Below are 17641 nucleotides of genomic sequence, written 5' to 3'. Positions count from 1 at the left end.
TCTTCGGCATGGTCGGGTGCCGTTGGCCGTCGCGGTACGGGCTGTCCATCCAGCGAGGTTGAGGTTGTGCATGCGGGCGATGCCGCGCATGGCGTGGTGGACGCCGTCTCCCTTGAGGCGACAATCACGCAGAATCTTCCAGCACTTCATGCGGGCGAAGACGTGCTCGACGCGAGCTCTCACCTGCTTGTGGGACGTGTTGTGTGTGACCTTCCAGTCGGGAAGTTCCTCGCCCGTGCGGCGGCGATGCGGCATCACCAGGCCGGTACCCGGATAGCCGCCGTCCGCGATCGTAGTGGTGGCACCAACCGCGTCCCTGGCGCCGGATTCCGCCCATGCCTTGCAGTCATTGCGGTTGCCCGGAAGAGGCCGGCCGACCACGACGACGAGCCGGCTGTCGGCGTCGATGACGACTTGGTGGTTGGTGGAGTATCGATAGTTCTTGGACTGCTCCGCGACTGAGTGGTCACGGGTGGGGACCAGGGTGCCGTCCACGATGAGGACGGCACCCTTGGCGAACCGCTCGCGCTGCCGCAGCGCAAGTTTCGGGCCGAGGTGGTCGACACCCCGAACAGCGGGGCCAGTTGTCGCAGCGTGAGGTTGGTGCGCCAGTAACCAGCAGCAGGCGATCCTCCAGCGGCAGCTTCCATGGCCGCCCCCGGACCGAGGCGTCCGCTTCCTCCCGGCGTAGCTGCTTCACCAACTTCCCAAAGACCCGCGGGCTCAGCCCGCTGAAAGGGGCTATCCAAGTCGGCTCCGACGCCGTGATCACGCCAGCCACATCAAGATCATCCCAAGGGGACGGCTCGATCTCGATCACCCAGTCCTTCAGTTGAGGACCTTGACGTACCAGTGATCCGCCTTGCCATGCCCTTCGTAGGGTCCGGTTTCCTCGTAACCGTGCCTGGTGTACAAAGCCCGTGCCTCAGTGAGTTGGGTGTTGGTCTCGCACACGATCCGGGCAGCGCCCAGCCTCCTGGCTGATTGCTCGACGGCGAGGAGGAGGCCCCGGCCCAACCCCGCTCCCCGCCCAGCGGGGCGCACGAACATCCGCTTGAGCTCCGCAGTCTCCGGAGCACCTCTGAGCAGCCGCAACCCTGCGCAGCCCAGGAACTCACCCTCATCCCCGCGCGCAACGAGAAACTCGCCGTCGGGCGGGCTGAGCGCATGGTGAGGATCTTCAGCAAGCACCGCTTGCAGCTCTGCCTCTGTACCTGGGCGCCCCAGCACCCGCCGCCCCATCTCGGTGAAGTACTCCCGCATCACCTCATCGACATCCGCGCCAATGACAGGCTCCGCCTTGATAGTCCACGTTGGCATGCAGGCCATGGTCCCCGAGCGACCTGTGGCCGTCCACCGTCCTCCCGACAGGTTTCCAACCAACCACCACGCCACAGAGATCGTTTACGGGACAAGCCTTGGTGTCTCGTGATCCGGATTGCTTCACGTCCGGGGTGGTGTGCGTGGTGCCGTGCCGCACACAGTCGTGCTGCGTTGATCGAGGAGGGTGGACAGGCAAGTGTATGGCCTACACACTTAACGAATGATCAACGGAGTTCTTGACCAGGCGCAGCCCTTCGGCCCCCTCGGCAAGGGCGAGCGCCTTGCCCTGGTGGACGTCGGGTCGGGCGTCTTCGAGGGCTACTGCCACGGTGGCCGCGCGCAGGAGCGCGCCTATGGAGGAGCGGTCGTCGGCCAGGCCCTGGCCGCGGCGTACCGCACCGTCGAGGACGACCGGTCCGTGCACTCCCTGCACGCCTACTTCCTGCGCGCCGTCACGCCCGAACTTCCCACGAGGTACGTGTCCGACGCGGTCCGGGACGGGCGCAGCTACTCCGTGCGCCAGGTGACCGCGTCGCAGGGCGGCAAGGAGGCGCTCACGATGAGCGTGTCCTTCAAACTGCCGCAGCCGGAGGGGAGTCGGCGGCAGCCCGGTATGCCGGACGTCCCGGGTCCCGAAGGCCTCGACGACGGCTTCGCGTTCCGTCCGGCGACGCATCCGCTGCGTACGGCGGTGGAGTGCCGGCAGGTGCCGGACGCCGTCGGTCCGGACGAGGGGCAGATCGAACGCTTCGCCTGGTTTCGCTCGGTCGGCGCGCTCCCCGACGACCCCGCGCTGCATGCCTGCGCCCTCGCGTACATCTCCGACGCGCCACTGGCCCCCACGGCGCTCGTGCCGTACGGCGAACCGCGGCCGGTCGGTGTCGTCCTCGCCTCGCTGGACCACGCCATGTGGTTCCACCGCCCGTTCCGTGCCGACGAGTGGCTCCTGTACGCCTGCCGCAGCCGCCTCGCCGGCGACGGACGCACTCTGGCGTACGGCGAGTTCTGGGACCGGCGCGGGCAGCTCGTCGCGTCGGTGGTCCAGGAGGCGCTGCTGCGGGCCAGGGCCTAGCCCTGGCCCGCGTCACCGGCGAAGGCCTCCAGCTGCCGCCTCGACTGCTCGATCCGCTGCGCCCCGGGAACGCCGTCACCCGGACGGCGCCCTCTTGCGTGCGTTCAACGCATTGACGCCGTGCTGTGGGGCCGCGATGCTCACGGTCCGCGCCTGTCCTGCGACCACTCGCCGAAGCCGACGCCGATGGAGGACTCCCGCATGGGCCCGTTCCTGCCCGACGCCGTACGACAGCACGCCGCGCTCACCCCTGGCGCTCCCGCCGTGACAGAAGGTTCCCGGACGCTGACCTACGCCGAGCTCGAACGGCGCGGCAACCGAGTCGCGCAGGCACTCCTCGCCGCGGGTCTGCCCCGGGGCACGCGCGTCGGCTATCTCGTCCGCCCCGGAGTCCTCTCGGCGGAGCTCCTGATGGGCTGTGCCAAGGCGGGCTTCGTCGCCACCCCGCTGAACTGGCGCCTTGCCGGGCCCGAACTGGTCGCGGTCGCCCAGGACGCCGAACTCGGGATCGTCCTGACCCAGACCGAATTCCTGCCCGGAGCGCGTGCGGTGCGGGCCGCGCTGCCCGGCATCACCCTCGTCACCGAGAGCGGGGCGGACGCGGGTGAGTGCACGTACGAGAACTGGCTGGCCGCGGCGGGTGACGCCGATCCGGGTGCCGGGAGCGAGGACGCGGTCTTCCTCCAGCTGTACACCTCCGGCACCACCGGGCTGCCCAAGGGTGTCCAGCTCACGCTGAACAACTGCTCCGCGGATGAAGCCCAGTTGCGTGAGATGGGCTGGACGACCGCGTCCGTCTCCCTGAACGTCATGCCTGTCTTCCACATCGCCGGGACCGGCTGGCTGGTGAACGCGCTCGCCGCGGGCGCCCACACGGTGCTGGTCCCCGACCTCGTGCCGTCCGCCGTGGTCGACCTCATGGAGCGCCACCGGGTCACGCACGTCTTCTTCGTGCCCGCCGTGCTCCACGTGCTGACGACGCTGCCCGACATCCGCGAACGCGACTTCTCCGCGCTCCGGTTGATCGTCTACGGGGCCTCGCCGATCACGCCCGTTCTGCTGCGCCGCTCCATGGAGATCTTCGGCTGCGGTTTTTACCAGAAGTACGGTCTGACCGAGACGACCGGCTCCGCCGTGCGGTTGCTGCCCGAGGACCACGTCGTGGACGGACCGCGCTCCGCGCTCCTGCGTTCGGCGGGCAACGTGTGGCCCGGCGTCGAGGTGGCCGTCGCGGACCCGGTCACCGGAGATCATGTGGCGCCGGGAGTGGTGGGGGAGATCCTCACCCGCTCCCACCAGGTCACCCCGGGCTACTGGAAACGGCCCGAGGAGAACGAGGCGCTGTTCACCGCCGACGGCTGGCTCAGGACCGGCGACGCCGGCTACCTCGACAAGGACGGCTACCTGTTCATCACCGACCGGATGAAGGACATGGTGATCACGGGCGGAGAGAACGTGTATCCGATCGAGGTCGAGTCCGTGCTCGCCGAGCACCCCGGTGTCCTGGACGTGGCCGTCTTCGGTACCCCCGACGACAAGTGGGGTGAGGCCGTCACCGCCGCCGTCGTGCGGCGGCCCGGGGCGGACGCGGTCACCGCGCAGGACCTCATCGACTTCACGCGCGAGCGCATCGCCTCGTACAAGAAGCCGCGGATCGTCCACTTCGTGGCGGAGCTGCCCCGCAACCCCAGCGGCAAGATCCTCAAGCGGGTCCTTCGCCAGGAACTCACCCATCGCGTCGATTGAACGACCGTTAAGCCGGTGGGCGGTGCCAGGCCCGGGGACCTGGCCTGGAAATGCGTGACAAAGGCCCCAAAGTTATGCTCGGAGGGTTCCCGTCGTCGACGGCGCGGGGCCGGACGGAGCGCGGGAGGCGACCGGCCCGGCCGGCCGGGGTCCTTGCTCACTTCTCCGGAGCGAACGCATGGCAGGAAGGCGCAGGGCGGAGATCGGCCTGGGGGAGCGCCTTGCGCTGAACCGTGTGGGCACCTTCGAGTGGGACCTGTCGGAGGGGACCTTCGAGCTCGACGCGGCGGGCCTCGCCGTGTACGACATCGGACCCGATGAGTACGACGGCCGGCCCGAGTCCCTGCTGTCGCGCGTCTCCCCCGAGGAGGGCGCCCGGACGGGCGCCGCCGCGATGTCGGCGATCCACGCGGGACGCTCCTCCTACGGTGCCTACTTCCGCGTACGGCGCCGCGACGGCCGGGAGCAGTGGACCCATCTGCGGGGCCGGATCCTCAGGGACGAGCACGGCACACCCCGGCACGTGGTCGGCATCGTGCGCGACGCCGACGGGGACCGTGCCCAGCTCGCCATGACCAGCCCCGTACAGCTCGCGGGGTGGCAGCGGATGACCACCGTCCTCCAGGCCACCGCCGACGCCCTGTCCCGGGCCATGACGGTGGCCGACGTGACCGCCGTCCTCACCGGCGAGGGCGGGCTCGAACTCTTCGGGGCCGACGGACTCGTCCTCGGTCTCGTCGAGGGCGACACGCTCCAACTCGTCGCCCTGGCGGGCGAGTCGACGCCCGAGCTCGACGAACTCAAGCTGCACCGCATCGACGAGTCGCTGCCCCTCGCCGAGGCGGTGATCACCCAGCGCCCGCGTTTCGTGACCTCCCTGCGCGAACTCGCCGACGCCTTCCCGCGTCTCGGTCCGTACGCCGAGCGCCTTGATCTGGACGCCGCCGCGTTCCTGCCGCTGGTCGCCCAGGCCCGCTCCGTCGGGGGTCTCGCGCTGCTGTTCCGGGGGCGCGAGGAGTTCACGGCCGAGGACCGCGACCTGTGCCTCGGCCTAGCGGGCATCGTCGCCCAGTCCCTCCAGCGGGCCATCCTCTTCGACGGCGAACGCGACTTCGCGACGGGGCTCCAGTCGACCATGCTGCCCCAGCACATCCCCAAGTTCCCGGGCGTCGAGATCGCCGCCCGCTACCACGCCGCGGGCAGCGGCCGACAGGTGGGCGGCGACTGGTACGACGTGATCTCACTGCCCCGACGCAGGATCGGCGTAGTCGTCGGTGACGTCGAGGGGCACGACACCCAGGCCGCCGCCGTCATGGGCCAGTTGCGCATCGCGCTGCGCGCCTACGCGGGCGAGGGCCACCCGCCGTCCACGGTCATCGCGCGTGCCTCGCGCTTCCTCGCCGAGCTCGACACCGACCGCTTCGCCACCTGCACGTACGCCCAGGTCGACCCCGCCACCGGAGACGTACGGGCCATCAGGGCCGGCCACATGGAACCGGTGCTCCGGCACGCCGACGGCCGCGTCAGCACCCCGCCGGTGCGCGGCGGGCTCCCGTTGGGCCTGGCGACGGAGTTCGAGCAGGAGGAGTACCCCGAGACGCGGCTCGACCTGCTGCCCGGCGAGGCGATCGTCCTGTTCACCGACGGCCTCGTCGAGCATCCGGGGCGCGACATCGCGGCAGGCGTGCAGGCCGTGACCGAAGCGGTGCGCAACGGGCCCGTCCGGGCGTGCGCCGTCGCCGAGCGTCTGTCGGAGCGGGTGTCGCAGGTCAGGCCGACCGCCGATGACGTGGCGCTGCTCGTCCTGTGCCGGGACCTCGACCAGGGCACTCCGCTCGCGCCGCGCATCCACCAGTACCTCCACACCGCGGACCCCCAGGGGCTCGCCGAGACCCGCACGGCGCTGCGAAGTGCCCTGGAGGACTGGGGATTCGGCGCGGTGGCGGACGACGTGGAGCTCGCCGCCGGTGAGCTGATGGTGAACGCGCTCCTGCACACGGAGGCCGGCGCCGTCATCACCCTCGAAGTGCTGCCGGGACCGGCCCGGCGCGTCCGGCTCTGGGTCAAGGACCGGTCGAGCGTGTTCCCGCGCCGCCGCACACCGGGCGAGGCCGCGACATCGGGTCGCGGGCTGCTGCTCGTCGACGCGGTCGCGGACTGTTGGGGTGTCGAGCCGCGGGGTGAGGGGAAGGCGGTGTGGTGCGAGTTCGTGGAGACGGAGCCGGAGCCGCCCGGCGGTAGGTGACACAAAAGAACTGGGTAGGCGGCCGTGCCTAGGACACGGCGAGGTCCTCGCCGGTCTCGTCGAGGTGGGCCGCCATGGCCGCCACGGCTTCCTCCGGGGCGCCCGATGCGATGGCGGCCAGGATCCGCCGGTGGGCCGTGATCGTCGCCCGTTGGCTGTCGCCCCGGCGGGACCTCCCCTCGTAGCTGGCGAGCCGGTGCGCGGTGAGGATGTCCGAGAGCGATTCCAGGACGAGTTCCAGCATGCCGTTCCCGGCCATGCGGGCGATCTCGTGGTGGAAGGCGAGGTCGAGGGCCACGAAGCGGTCGCGGTCCTCGACGGCGTCCTCCATCTCGTCGAGCAGGGTGCCGGCCGCGTCCGCCGAGGCCTCGCCGGACGCGACCCGGGCCGCCGCGCGGGATGCCAGCGCTCCCTCGATCGCGCCGCGCGCGTCCAGGACGTCGGCGACCTCCAACGACTGCTGGCGCAGGCGGAATTGGAGGATCTGCCCGAACACCCGCGCCGAGGGGACGTTGACCCTGGCCGGCCGGCCCTGGCTCGACACGAGGATCTCGCGGGCGGACAGCACCCGGATCGCCTCGCGCACCGCGAGCCGGTTGACCCCGAACCTGGCCGCGAGTTCGCCCTCCGAGGGCACGTCGTCGCCGGGCTCGAGCCCCGACTCCTCGATCAGATCGACGATCTCGCCGGCGACCTGGTCGAACAGCGTGGTGCGGCGCACTGCCACGTGGGAACTCCTTCGGGGGATGTGCCGGGCGGGCCCCAGCGTACCGTCGGCGTCACGGCGGGAATCAGGCGTGTGCGCTGCTCAGCACCACGTACTCCCACTGCCCGAGCGGGCGCGACAGCAGTGGGCGGCCGTCGCGCCAGGCGGCGGTGAGGCGTTCGCCCCGGGCCGTCACCTGGACCACCGAGCGCGGTTCCGGCATGCCCTGCGGCAGCCGGAGCCGGAAGTCGTCGGCCTCGTCCGGCGACGCGTTCCACACCACGACGCGCCAGTGGGTGCCGTCGGTCAACGCCTGTGTGACGAGCCACGGATGTCCCGTGGCCCGCGCGTGCGCGCCCCGCGACAGCCAGTCGAGCACGGCGCCCAACTGGGCCTCGCGCTGCGCGTTCATCAAGGTCATGCCGGGGGTGTGCGCGGGCCAGGGCGTGACGGCGACCCGGCCGCCCAGCGCGTTCTCGTACAGGACGAGTCCGCTGCCCCTCTCACGGTCGAGCTGGTCGCGGACGACGCTGGCGACGCGCGCGTCCGGCGCGGGGTCGAACGCGACCACGGTGGAGCGGTCGTAGCTCTCGGTGTCCAGGGAGATCGCGCAGCCGGGGCGCAGCGAGAACTCGGGGTCGGTGCAGATCTCGCGGGCGTGGCCCTCGGGGGACCGCCTCGCTCCGGTCGCGCCGATCAGCGGGCCGTAGCCGCGCTCGAAGAGGATCCGGGCCGCCACCGAGTCGAGCAGGAGTCCCTGGCTGAGCCACTCGCGCAGTTCGGCGTCACCGAAGGCCCAAGTCGCCTCGCCCGAAAGGGCGTTGACGCTCGCTCCGCCCCGGGCGGTGACGGCGTGGCCCGCGGCGCCGAGCAGTCCGGCCCATGAGCCGTGCGGGACGACGAGGGACTGCCAGCCCGCACGCTCCGTGTGGGTGTGCCTGCCGGTGCGCTCCGACCAGGGCAGCCCGACGCCGACCGTGCGGAAGGTCTTGGGGAACGTCTCCGACAGCCAGTCGAAGGTGTCCCGCCACTCCGCGAGGAACGCGGCGCGGCGGGGTTCGTCGTCGGGGTGGTTGCCGAGGAAGTCGTAGAGGCTGATCGCGAGGCCGTCGCTGCCGAGGATGTGGGCCAGGGACATCTGCGCGCCCGTCTGGCGGAAGGACTTGTTCCACTGTCCGTAGGGCCAGCACTCGATCTCGGGGAAGCTGCGCAGGCCGGTGGGCTGCACCGCGCGCTGCATGTCCAACTGCTGAATCGCGCGCGGCAGTTCGGGTCCGGCGCCGTCCGAGTAGCCCCAGAAGTGCGGTCGGTGCACGGTGGGGAGGTCGAGCCAGGCCTGCCAGTCGCGGCCCTCGGCGGCGTGGGAGTCCGTGCGCGAGGACATGAGGCCGAGCCGGTCCCCGAGAATCTCCCGCCAGGACCCGAGGAGTTCGCGCTGGGTGGTGTCCCAGAAGTCGAGCCACCGTTCCCGCCAGGGGTGCGGGTCGCCGGGCGCGGTGCAGGCCGCGACCAGTTCCTCCCGCGTCGTCGTGATCCCGGTGCGGCGGGCGAACTCGGCCAGGTGGAGCGGGCAGAAGCAGCCGCCCCAGTCGAGCGGGCGGTGGTTGTGCAGCCGGATGTCGTCCTCGATCCACACCGTGTCGACGTCCTCGGCGGCGTAGAGACGCAGGGTCTGCGCGAAGTATGCGCGCCAGGCCGGGTCGAGCGGGCACACCTGCACGGCGGCGGCCGTCCCGTGCTGGTCGGTCATCGTCTGCCACGTCTGGCCGGGCTCGAGGGAGCGGGCCCAGTCGCTGTGGCCCACGGTGTGGCCGGGGTTGAGGCTCACGGCGACGCCTTCGGCGCGGAGCCGGGTGCGCCACGGCCGCGTGGCCGCCAGCCAGTGCGCGACGCGGTCGAGGCTCTCGTGGCCGTCGTTGAACTCCAGGCCGAAGAGGAATACGCAGATCTCCTCGGCCCGCGCCTCCCGCGCCAGGGCCAGCAGCCTGTCGCCGGCCTGCTTCGGATCGTCGGCCGGATCCACCTGGAGGCGGAGCACATAGCGTGAGGTCACTCGTTCGCACCTTCGGTCTCGGGGCCCGGCCGGGGGGCGCGGCGCGGGGCGACCCCTAGCGTCGCTACTTAGCAGCTAAGCTGTCAAGGGTTACCAAAAGCCGGATGAGCGTCCGGGCAGGCGGAGCGAACGAGGAGTGGCGATGGGGCGGTTGGCGGACCGGGTGGTCCTGGTGACGGGCGGGGCGCGCGGCATCGGCCGGGCGGTCGTCGAGACGGCCGTGCGCGAGGACGCGGCCGTGGCGTTCCTCGACCTGGACGAGGAGGCCGGAGCGGCGCTGCGCGACGAACTCGCCGGCAAGGGTGCCCGCGTGGCCTTCCGCCGGGTCGACGTCACGGACGGGCGGTCGGTCGCCGACGCCGTGAACGACGTGGCCGCCGCGCTCGGACCGGTCGACATCCTGGTCAACAACGCTGGGCGCAACGTCTACGCCGACCCCGTCGCGATGACCGAGGCCGAGTGGGACCAGGTCTTCGACGTCGACCTGAAGGCGGCCTTCCTGTGCGCGAAGCACACCCTGCCGTCGATGATCGAGCGGGGCAGCGGGGCGATCGTGAACATCGCGTCCCTGCACGCCAAGCTGACCTGCGCCGGCATGTACCCGTACGCGGCGGCCAAGTCCGGTCTCGTCGGGCTGACCCGCTCGATGGCTCTGGAGGTCGCGCCTCACGGCGTACGGGTCAACGCGGTCAGCCCCGGTTACATCAGGACGGCCCTGGTCGACGAGTACTTCGACCAGAACCCGGACCGGGACGCCGAGCGCAAGACGCTCGACGTCCATCCGCTGGGCCGCATCGGCACCCCCGAGGAGGTCGCCGAAGTGGTGTGCTTCCTCGCGTCCGACGCGGCGTCCTTCGTCACCGGGGCGGAGTGGGCCGTGGACGGCGGGCTCGGCGTGCGGTTCGCCTGATCTCCGCCACGGGGGGAGCCGCCGTGACCGGTCGGCCGGGGATCAGCCGACCCCGGTCGCGGCGGCGATGCGCTCCCGGGTGTGCCGCAGTTCGGTGACCACCGGCCGGCCCGTCACCAGTTCGCCGCCGTCCACGAAGCCCTCCTCGCGGTCGCGCAGCGCGTCGATCAGCCGTCCGCGCCAGCGCTCCAGCAGCGCGGCGTGCTCGGGCCGCCGCGCCAGGTTCACCAACTCCTTCGGATCCTCGGCGAGGTCGAAGAGCTGCTCGTGCCCGTCGCCCGACATCCACAGATACTTGTGCCGCCCGTCGGTCACCCACTGCAGCGACTGCCCCAGATAGGTGTGCTCGCCGTGCAGATACTCCCGCCAGTCGTCCGGGCGTTCACCGCGCAGGAACGGCAGCAGGCTGCGCCCGTCGACACTGTCCGGCACCGGAAGTCCCGCCGCCTCCAGCAGCGTCGGCATCACGTCGCGCAGTTCCACGACCTCGTCGGCCACCGAACCGCCCGCTCCGCCGCGCATCGACGGCGCGAGGTTCATCAGGATCGGCACCCGCGCCGAGCCCTCGAAGCCGAGTGCCTTGCGGAACATGTGGTGGTCGCCCATCATCTCGCCGTGGTCCGACACGAAGCAGAACATCGTGTCGTCACCGAGACCCGCCTCGACCAGCGCCTCGCGGAACCGCTTGATCTGCAGGTCGATATGCGCCATGTGCCCGTAGTAGCCCGCCCGTGCCCGGTGGACCAGACGCGGATCGATCACGCCGACGGCGGCCTCGTGGAAGCCGTCCTTGCGGTACGGCGCATAGTCGTCGACCCAGTCACCGACCACGGGTTCGTACGGGTCGAGGGCCATGTACTGGTCGAAGGCCCACTCGGGCGGGTCGTACGGATGGTGCGGCCGGTGGAACGACAGGTAGAGGAAGAACGGCTTGGTGGGATCCCGGCGCGGCAGCCACTCGATCGCCTCGGTCACCGCCCACGTCGTCGGATGGAGCGCCTCGGGCTTGTCCCAGGGGCGCGCGACGATGGAGTTGCAGCTGACGCCGTGGTCCGCGTAGTCGGCGGCCGGCGTCATCCCGGGCTGGCGGCGCAGCCAGGGCACGTAGTCGTCGAAGAACTCGAAGTTACGGCTGTGACGCCTGCGGGCGTGGTGCAGATAGCCGTCGTGCAGCCGCACGTCGTCGAAGCCGAGGCGGGCGCGCTCCGGGAAGACGTGCATCTTGCCGACGGCCTGCGTCTGGTAGCCGCCGCGCCGGAACTCGCCCGGCAGCGTCACCGGGTGGACCTGCTCGAAGGGCACCCCCTCGCGGTAGCCGACCCGACCGTGCCGCTCCTGTGACTGGCCGGTGAAGAGGGCCACGCGGGCGGGGACACAGGTCGGCGTCGCGGAGTAGGCGCGGTCGAAACGCACGCCTTCGCCCGCGAGTTCGTCCAGGTGAGGGGTGTGGACGTCGGGGTGGCCCGCGGCGGAGAGGCAGTCGCCCCTCCACTGGTCCACACAGATCAGTACGACATTGGGCTGGCGCAAGAGGAGCTCCGGGTCCGGGAATCCCGTCGGCCCCGGTCACCGCCGACGGGTGGGCGACGGTGACGATCATGCCTGGAGCGGGCCGACCCGAACAGGGTGCGCGCGCGATCTGGTCGGACGGGCGATCAGGTCGGGCCGGCGCTGTCGACTTGGCGACAAGAAGTCATGACGCGCTCAGCAGCGCGGCGACGTGCCCGCGGCGGCGGCCCGGCTCCGGTACTCCGTCGGCGTGATGTCCACCAGCAGCGAGAGGTGGAACAGCTCCGGGTCGGAGCGGCGGATCAGCTTCGGTGTGCGCCGGATGACCAGCTGCCGGAACGTGGCAGGCCACACGGACACCGCACCGAGGTCGAGGACCCGCTGGGTGGCCGGGAAGCCATGGGCGCGGTCGCTGGTCATCCGCACCGGCGCGTGGGTCCGCCCCACCCGCTCCGCCCAGTACGCCAGACGGTCCGCCGTCGGCACTTCCCCGCTCCGGAAAACCGTCTCGTTCAGCACGCGTCCTTCTCCCCGTCCGTGTGCGTCAGAAGATCAGACACGTCGGCGACAAACGTCCGATGGACGGGTCCGGGCCTCACCCGGGGCGACGCCCTAGGCTTCACGAGGCACAGGCCACGACCTCAGGAGCGCGCACCGTGTACGACCCCGCACCGGCCCACCCGTACCCCGACAGCACCAGCCCGCAGGAGGCTCCCGCCCCGCACCCGCTGCTGGCGCCCGTGCTGGGCCTCCTGGGCACCTGGCGTGGCCGCGGCCAGGGCGGATACCCCACGCTCGACGGGGACTTCACGTACGGGCAGGAGGTCGTCCTCAGCCACGACGGCCGGCCGTTCCTGCGTTTCGAGGCCCGGGCCTGGCTGCTCGACGGCGACGGTGCGCCGCTGCGGCCGTCGGCCCGGGAGAGCGGCTGGTGGCGGCTCCAGCCCGAGGGCCGGGTGGAGGCGCTGATCACGCAGCCGACCGGCATCGCGGAGATCGCCGTCGGTTCCGCGGACGGCAACACGGTCGACCTCTCCACCGACCAGGTGGCGCTCACCCCCACCGCCAAGGAGGTCAAGGCCACGCGCCGCCGCTACGCGCTGGCCGACGACGGCACCCTCATGTTCACCCACGACCTCGAGGCCGTCGGCATGCCGCTCCAGCACCATCTGTCGGCACGGCTGCGGCGCGAGGCCTAGCTCACGGGTCGATCGGGTCAACGGCCGTCGCGGACACGGGACTTAGGGCAAGGGCATTCACGTGAAGGGTTGGCAGAAAGTGGCCACCCGGTGGTTACCCGGAAGTAACTGTGGCTGCTTTGATGTGGCGTGCTCACGTCCCTCACAGCATCCCCACAAGAAACGGGAGGCCACGTGTCCCGCGTTGCCCGCCGCACGACCGGTTCCGCCCTCGCCGTCACCCTCGCCGCCGCCTCCGCGGTCCTGACCGCCCCGCAGGCGTCGGCGGCGACGTCGGCCGATACGCCCAGGCTCAAGGTCCTGACGTACAACACGTTCCTGATGAGCACCAACCTCTACCCCAACTGGGGTCAGGCGCACCGGGCGGCGGCCATCCCGGCCGCGCCCTTCTTCCAGGGCAACGACGTCGTCGTGCTCCAGGAGGCGTTCGACAACACCACGTCGGACGCGCTGAAGAGCAACGCGTCGGCGCAGTACCCGTACCAGACCCCCGTCGTGGGGCGGTCCAAGGACGGCTGGGACGCCACCGGCGGCTCCTACTCGTCGACGACGCCCGAGGACGGCGGCGTGACGCTGCTCAGCAAGTGGCCGATCGTGCACAAGGAGCAGTACGTCTACAAGGACGCGTGCGGCTCCGACTGGTGGTCCAACAAGGGCTTCGTCTACGCCGTCCTCGATGTGAACGGCGCGAAGGTGCACGTGGTCGGGACGCACACCCAGTCCACCGACTCCGGGTGCGGGGCCGGTGAGGCGGTCAAGGACCGCAGCCTCCAGTTCAAGGCCATCAAGTCGTTCCTCGACGCCAAGCACATCCCGGCCGGCGAGCAGGTCATGGTGGCGGGCGACCTCAACGTCGACTCGCACGGCGGGGAGTACGCCTCCATGCTCGCCGACGGCGGATTCGTCGGGGCCGACGCGCGGACCGGGCACCCGTACTCGTTCGACACCGGGACCAACTCGATCGCGAGCTACCGCTACCCGGGCGAGCCCAAGGAGGACCTGGACTACGTCCTGCACGTCCAGGGCCACGTGCGGCCGGCCGGATGGGTCAACAACGTGGTCAAGGAGACCACCGCGCCCTGGACCGTCAGCAGTTGGGGCACCAGCTACACGTACACCAACCTGTCGGACCACTACCCGCTCCAGGCCGGACGGCAGTGACCCGCGCCCGGCGCCGGGAGCAGGGTCAGAACGCGTCCGCCAGGAACGCGAGGCCCGCGATCAGGCCGATGTAGGCGAGCACGGCCAGGGCGCACACGAACAGCAGCAGCCAGCCGACCACGATGCCGAGGAGCGCCGTCCCGCGCCCCTCGCCGTCGAGGCGGCGCCCGCGGAAGCGGCCGACGTGGCCGGCCGGGACGGCGATCAGGGCGCTCAACACGGCCATGCCGACGAAGATGCCGGGGTTCAGCCAGGCGAGGCCGGTGTAGAAGTTGGCGAGCGACGCGACGCCGAAGCCCGCGAAGGCGATGCTCACCTTCGCGGGCCGGTTCCTGCCGCCGAGGCCGTGCCCGGACCCTGTCCGTGCCTGTGTGCTCTGCGAGCCGCCGCTCACGGTGCCCCCCTGGGCTGGTGTCCGGTGCAAGGCGTGAATCCTACGGGGGCGCCGCGACAGGGCTCGACACAGGTGCCTGCCCACGAGCACGGCCTCTCCTGTGGCGCCCGGCGACCCCCTCCGCAAGGCTGGAAGGGGGGCCGCCGCACGGATCAGGAAGGGCCCCTCATGCCGGACGCGCAGGACCCCGCCCCACACTCCGCCTCGGCGCGGGGCGTACGCGTCACGGAGAACGGGCCGTACCTCGTCACCGGCGGAGTCCCCCTCATCCAGCTGGTCATCGTCACCGACGCGCGGGGCCAGTCCGTCGAGTGGTGGCAGCAGCGCACGTACGACACCGAGGAGACGTACGAGCTGTGCCGCTGCGGGCAGTCCGCGAACAAGCCGTTCTGCGACCGCAGTCATGAGCGGGCCGGGTTCGACGGCACCGAGACCGCGAGCCGGCTGCCCTATCTGGAGCAGGCCGACGAGCAGGACGGACCCGAGCTCACCCTCACCGACGCCCAGCCCCTGTGCGCCTTCGCGCGGTTCTGCGACGCGGACGGGCAGGTGTGGAACCTCGTCGAGGAGAAGGGCACCGCCGACGTCGTGGAACGGGAGACGGGCGACTGCCCCTCAGGGCGCCTCGTCGCCTGGAACCTCGCCGAGCGGCGCCCCGTCGAGCCCGAACTCCCGCCGTCCATCGGCATCATCGAGGACCCGCAGGAAGGCGTCAGCGGAGGGATCTGGGTGCGCGGCGGCATCCCGGTGACCGCCGCCGACGGCACGACGTACGAAGTCCGCAACCGCGTGACCCTGTGCCGCTGCGGAGCCTCGCGCAACAAGCCGTTCTGCGACGGCACCCACGCGTCGATCGGCTTCAAGGACACCTGACCCCACCGCGCCCCCGTACCCGCGGCCGTACGCCGTACGGGTCATCCAGCGCGCCGCCGTCCGCGCCTGCCACTGGAATGGACGAGTGCCCCCATGGAGCGGACCCCTCACCCAGAGCCCCGGCAGCGCGACGCCCGACGACTGTCTGGCGCGCAACGACTGGATCTGCGGCGAGTATCTGAGCACCCGCCGTCACATCCTCCTCGACGCGGTCGTCCAGCACCTCCAGCTCACCGCGCTCGCCGTCCGGATCGCACTGGTGCTCGCCGTGCCGCTGGCCGTCGTCGCGCGCCGCTGGTCCCTCGCGTCGGGCCCGGTCCTCGCCCTGACGACGATCCTCTACACGATCCCGTCGCTCGCCATGTTCTCGCTGCTGCTGCCCGCGTACGGTCTGTCCGCGTCCCTCGTCGTCGCGGGGCTCGTCCTGTACTCTCTCACCCTCCTCGTGCGGAACATCCTCGCGGGCCTGCGCGCGGTCCCCGAAGGCACCCGGCAGGCGGCGCGCGGCATGGGATACGGACCGGTCAGGCTGCTGCTCACGGTGGAGCTGCCTCTCGCCCTGCCGGCCGCGATGGCGGGCCTGCGCATCGCCATGGTCTCCGCCGTCTCCCTCGTGACGGTGGGCGCCATCGTCGGCTACGGCGGCCTCGGCAACCTCATCTACGCGGGCATGAACACGTTCTTCAAGGCCCAGGTCCTCACCGCGTCCGTGCTGTGCGTCGTCATCGCGGTAGCCGCCGACCTGCTGCTGCTCGGCGTACAGCGGATCCTCACTCCCTGGACGAGAGCGAGCCACGGGTGAAGACCCTCACCGACGCCTGGGACTGGCTCGCCGACGCCTCGCACTGGTCCGGCGACGACGGCGTCTGGCACCGGCTCGCCCAGCACCTCGCCCTCACCGTCGTCTGCCTCGTCATCAGCTGCCTGATCGCCCTGCCCGTCGCGCTCGTCCTCGGGCACCTCGGCAAGGGCGGCGCGCTCGCCGGGAACATCTCCAACGTCGGCCGTGCCGTCCCCACCTTCGCCGTCCTCGTGCTGCTCCTGCTCACCCCGCTCGGCAGGTTCGGAGAGGGGCCCACGGTCGTCGCCCTGGTCCTCTTCGCGGTCCCGCCGCTGCTCACGAACGCCTACGTCGGGATGCGCGGAGTCGACCGTGACATCGTCCAGGCCGCTCGTGGCATGGGGATGACCGGACGGCAGATGCTGTTCCAGGTCGAGGTGCCCCTCGCCCTGCCGATGATCATGAACGGGGTGCGGATCGCCGCGGTGCAGCTCGTCGCCACCGCGACGATCGCGGCCCTCGCGGGCGGCGGCGGCCTCGGCCGGATCATCACCGCCGGATTCAACCTGGCGAGCACCCCGCAGGTCGTCGCGGGCGCCGTCCTCGTCGCCGTCTTCGCGCTGCTTGTCGAGGGCGCCTTCGAGCTCGCCGAACGGTTCGCGCCCGCCCTGGCTCGGAGGAAGGCCTGATGGCGGCCTTACGACGACGGGCCGCAGCAGCAGCCGTAGTCCTGCCGCTCCTCCTGGTCGGCGCCTGCGGCGGCGGCCCCTCCCTGGAGAACCAGGGCGCGGTCACCGCCCCGCCCGGCGACAGCAAGCACCTGACCATCGGCACGGCCGGCTTCACCGAGAGCGACCTGCTCGCCCAGATGTACGCCCTGCTCCTGAAGCAGGCCGGCTACAGCACCAAGATCCTGTCCGTCGCCAACCGCGAACTGTACGAACCCGCCCTGGAATCCGGCCAGATCGATGTCGTGCCCGAGTACGCGGCGACCTTCGCCGACTGGCTCAACGCCAAGACGAACGGCGCCAAGGCCCCGCCCGTCGGATCGCCCGACCTCGACGCCACCATGAAGGCACTGCACGGCCTCGCCGCCCCGCGCGGACTCGCCGTCCTCGCCCCCGGCAAGGCCGTCGACCAGAACGCCTTCGCCGTGACCACCGCCTACGCGAGGCGGCACCGCCTCAAGACCCTCAGCGACCTCGGCGCGTCCGGCCTGAAGGTGCGCCTCGCCGCGGGCGACGAGTGCGTCCAGCGGCCCTACTGCGAGCCGGGCCTGAAGAAGACGTACGGCATCGACGTCACCGGCGTCGACCCCAAGGGCGTCGGCACCACCCAGTCGAAGAAGGCGGTGCAGGACGGCAAGGACCAGATGATGCTCACCACGACGACCGACGCGACCCTGTCCGACTTCGGCCTCGTGCTGCTCGCCGACGACAGACATCTGCAGAACGCCGACTACATCGTGCCGGTGGTCAACCGGGCGCGGGCGGGCAGCGAGCGCGTCGCCGAGATCCTCGGCGCGCTGAACTCCGTACTGACCACGCAGGACCTGGCGTCCATGAACCAGCAGGTGGACAGCTGGCGCAGGCTCCCGGAGGACGTGGCGCGCTCGTACCTGGAGTCGAAGGGTCTGCTCAAGAGCTGACTTTGCCTGAGGGGCGACGGG

The 17641-nt window shown here is 71.2% G+C and carries 16 protein-coding genes and 1 pseudogene; 10 read left to right on the top strand and 7 right to left on the bottom strand.

From position 1 onward, the window contains the following. Positions 1-48: 48 nt before the first annotated feature. Together OHO83_RS06295 and OHO83_RS06290 are read right to left on the bottom strand one after the other, a co-directional pair. Positions 49-781 (bottom strand): annotated as a pseudogene (locus OHO83_RS06295) (transposase); the annotation flags it as partial. A gap of 47 nt (positions 782-828) precedes the next feature. Continuing rightward, a complete protein-coding gene (locus OHO83_RS06290; RefSeq protein ID WP_266678022.1) occupies positions 829-1320 on the bottom strand; it encodes a GNAT family N-acetyltransferase in 492 nt (163 codons plus the stop codon). 223 nt (positions 1321-1543) lie between these two features. Here OHO83_RS06290 and OHO83_RS06285 point away from each other — a divergent pair, with 223 nt between their 5' ends. The 3 genes from OHO83_RS06285 (at position 1544) to OHO83_RS06275 (ending at position 6386) form a co-directional block, all read left to right on the top strand. Continuing rightward, on the top strand, positions 1544-2395 hold the full coding sequence (locus OHO83_RS06285) for an acyl-CoA thioesterase (protein ID WP_266678024.1): 852 nt from the start codon (positions 1544-1546) through the stop codon (positions 2393-2395). Positions 2396-2596: 201 nt separating this feature from the next. Continuing rightward, positions 2597-4141, top strand: coding sequence for a long-chain-fatty-acid--CoA ligase (locus OHO83_RS06280; protein ID WP_266678026.1), 1545 nt, complete (start codon positions 2597-2599; stop codon positions 4139-4141). Between the two features lie 178 nt (positions 4142-4319). Next, the gene (locus OHO83_RS06275; RefSeq protein WP_266678028.1) at positions 4320-6386 is read left to right on the top strand and encodes a SpoIIE family protein phosphatase; all 2067 of its coding nucleotides are present in this window, start codon (positions 4320-4322) and stop codon (positions 6384-6386) included. Between the two features lie 28 nt (positions 6387-6414). Here the strand turns inward: OHO83_RS06275 and OHO83_RS06270 are convergent, their stop codons facing one another. Beyond that, positions 6415-7113 carry a FadR/GntR family transcriptional regulator gene (locus OHO83_RS06270; RefSeq protein WP_266678030.1) on the bottom strand — a complete coding sequence of 233 codons (699 nt, stop codon included), beginning with the start codon at positions 7111-7113 and terminating at the stop codon, positions 6415-6417. 64 nt (positions 7114-7177) lie between these two features. Beyond that, on the bottom strand, positions 7178-9145 hold the full coding sequence (locus OHO83_RS06265; protein ID WP_266678032.1) for a hypothetical protein: 1968 nt from the start codon (positions 9143-9145) through the stop codon (positions 7178-7180). Between the two features lie 142 nt (positions 9146-9287). Between OHO83_RS06265 and OHO83_RS06260 the strand changes: the two genes are divergently transcribed. Then, on the top strand, positions 9288-10055 hold the full coding sequence (locus tag OHO83_RS06260) for a glucose 1-dehydrogenase (protein ID WP_266678033.1): 768 nt from the start codon (positions 9288-9290) through the stop codon (positions 10053-10055). Between the two features lie 42 nt (positions 10056-10097). On the opposite strand, the gene OHO83_RS06255 is transcribed toward OHO83_RS06260, so the two are convergent. Further along, positions 10098-11585, bottom strand: coding sequence for an arylsulfatase (locus tag OHO83_RS06255; protein WP_266678035.1), 1488 nt, complete (start codon positions 11583-11585; stop codon positions 10098-10100). Positions 11586-11759: 174 nt separating this feature from the next. After that, entirely contained in the window at positions 11760-12083 is a 324-nt protein-coding gene (locus OHO83_RS06250; protein ID WP_266678037.1) for a hypothetical protein, read from the bottom strand. A 137-nt stretch (positions 12084-12220) separates the two neighbouring features. On the opposite strand from OHO83_RS06250, the gene OHO83_RS06245 reads away from it, so the two are divergent. Together OHO83_RS06245 and sph are read left to right on the top strand one after the other, a co-directional pair. Then, entirely contained in the window at positions 12221-12763 is a 543-nt protein-coding gene (locus OHO83_RS06245) for an FABP family protein (RefSeq protein ID WP_266678039.1), read from the top strand. Between the two features lie 174 nt (positions 12764-12937). Beyond that, entirely contained in the window at positions 12938-13924 is a 987-nt protein-coding gene (gene sph, locus OHO83_RS06240; protein ID WP_266678041.1) for a sphingomyelin phosphodiesterase, read from the top strand. A 25-nt stretch (positions 13925-13949) separates the two neighbouring features. On the opposite strand, the gene OHO83_RS06235 is transcribed toward sph, so the two are convergent. Next, on the bottom strand, positions 13950-14348 hold the full coding sequence (locus tag OHO83_RS06235) for a hypothetical protein (protein ID WP_266678043.1): 399 nt from the start codon (positions 14346-14348) through the stop codon (positions 13950-13952). 138 nt (positions 14349-14486) lie between these two features. Between OHO83_RS06235 and OHO83_RS06230 the strand changes: the two genes are divergently transcribed. From OHO83_RS06230 to OHO83_RS06215, 4 genes are all read left to right on the top strand, one after another. Continuing rightward, positions 14487-15191, top strand: a complete 705-nt coding sequence (locus tag OHO83_RS06230; RefSeq protein ID WP_266678045.1) for a CDGSH iron-sulfur domain-containing protein — start codon at positions 14487-14489, stop codon at positions 15189-15191. An 85-nt stretch (positions 15192-15276) separates the two neighbouring features. Then, entirely contained in the window at positions 15277-15993 is a 717-nt protein-coding gene (locus OHO83_RS06225; RefSeq protein ID WP_330278855.1) for an ABC transporter permease, read from the top strand. Next, positions 15990-16661, top strand: coding sequence for an ABC transporter permease (locus OHO83_RS06220; protein ID WP_266678049.1), 672 nt, complete (start codon positions 15990-15992; stop codon positions 16659-16661). The genes OHO83_RS06225 and OHO83_RS06220 overlap by 4 nt, the downstream gene beginning before the upstream one ends. Continuing rightward, on the top strand, positions 16661-17620 hold the full coding sequence (locus OHO83_RS06215) for an ABC transporter substrate-binding protein (protein WP_266678051.1): 960 nt from the start codon (positions 16661-16663) through the stop codon (positions 17618-17620). Before OHO83_RS06220 ends, OHO83_RS06215 begins: the two co-directional genes overlap by 1 nt. Positions 17621-17641 lie beyond the last annotated feature (21 nt).

The sequence above is a fragment of the Streptomyces sp. NBC_00569 genome (assembly GCF_036345255.1).
Lineage (GTDB): Bacteria > Actinomycetota > Actinomycetes > Streptomycetales > Streptomycetaceae > Streptomyces.
Note: the sequence above shows the minus strand (reverse complement) of the source record. Positions and strands in the feature narration are given on the sequence as shown.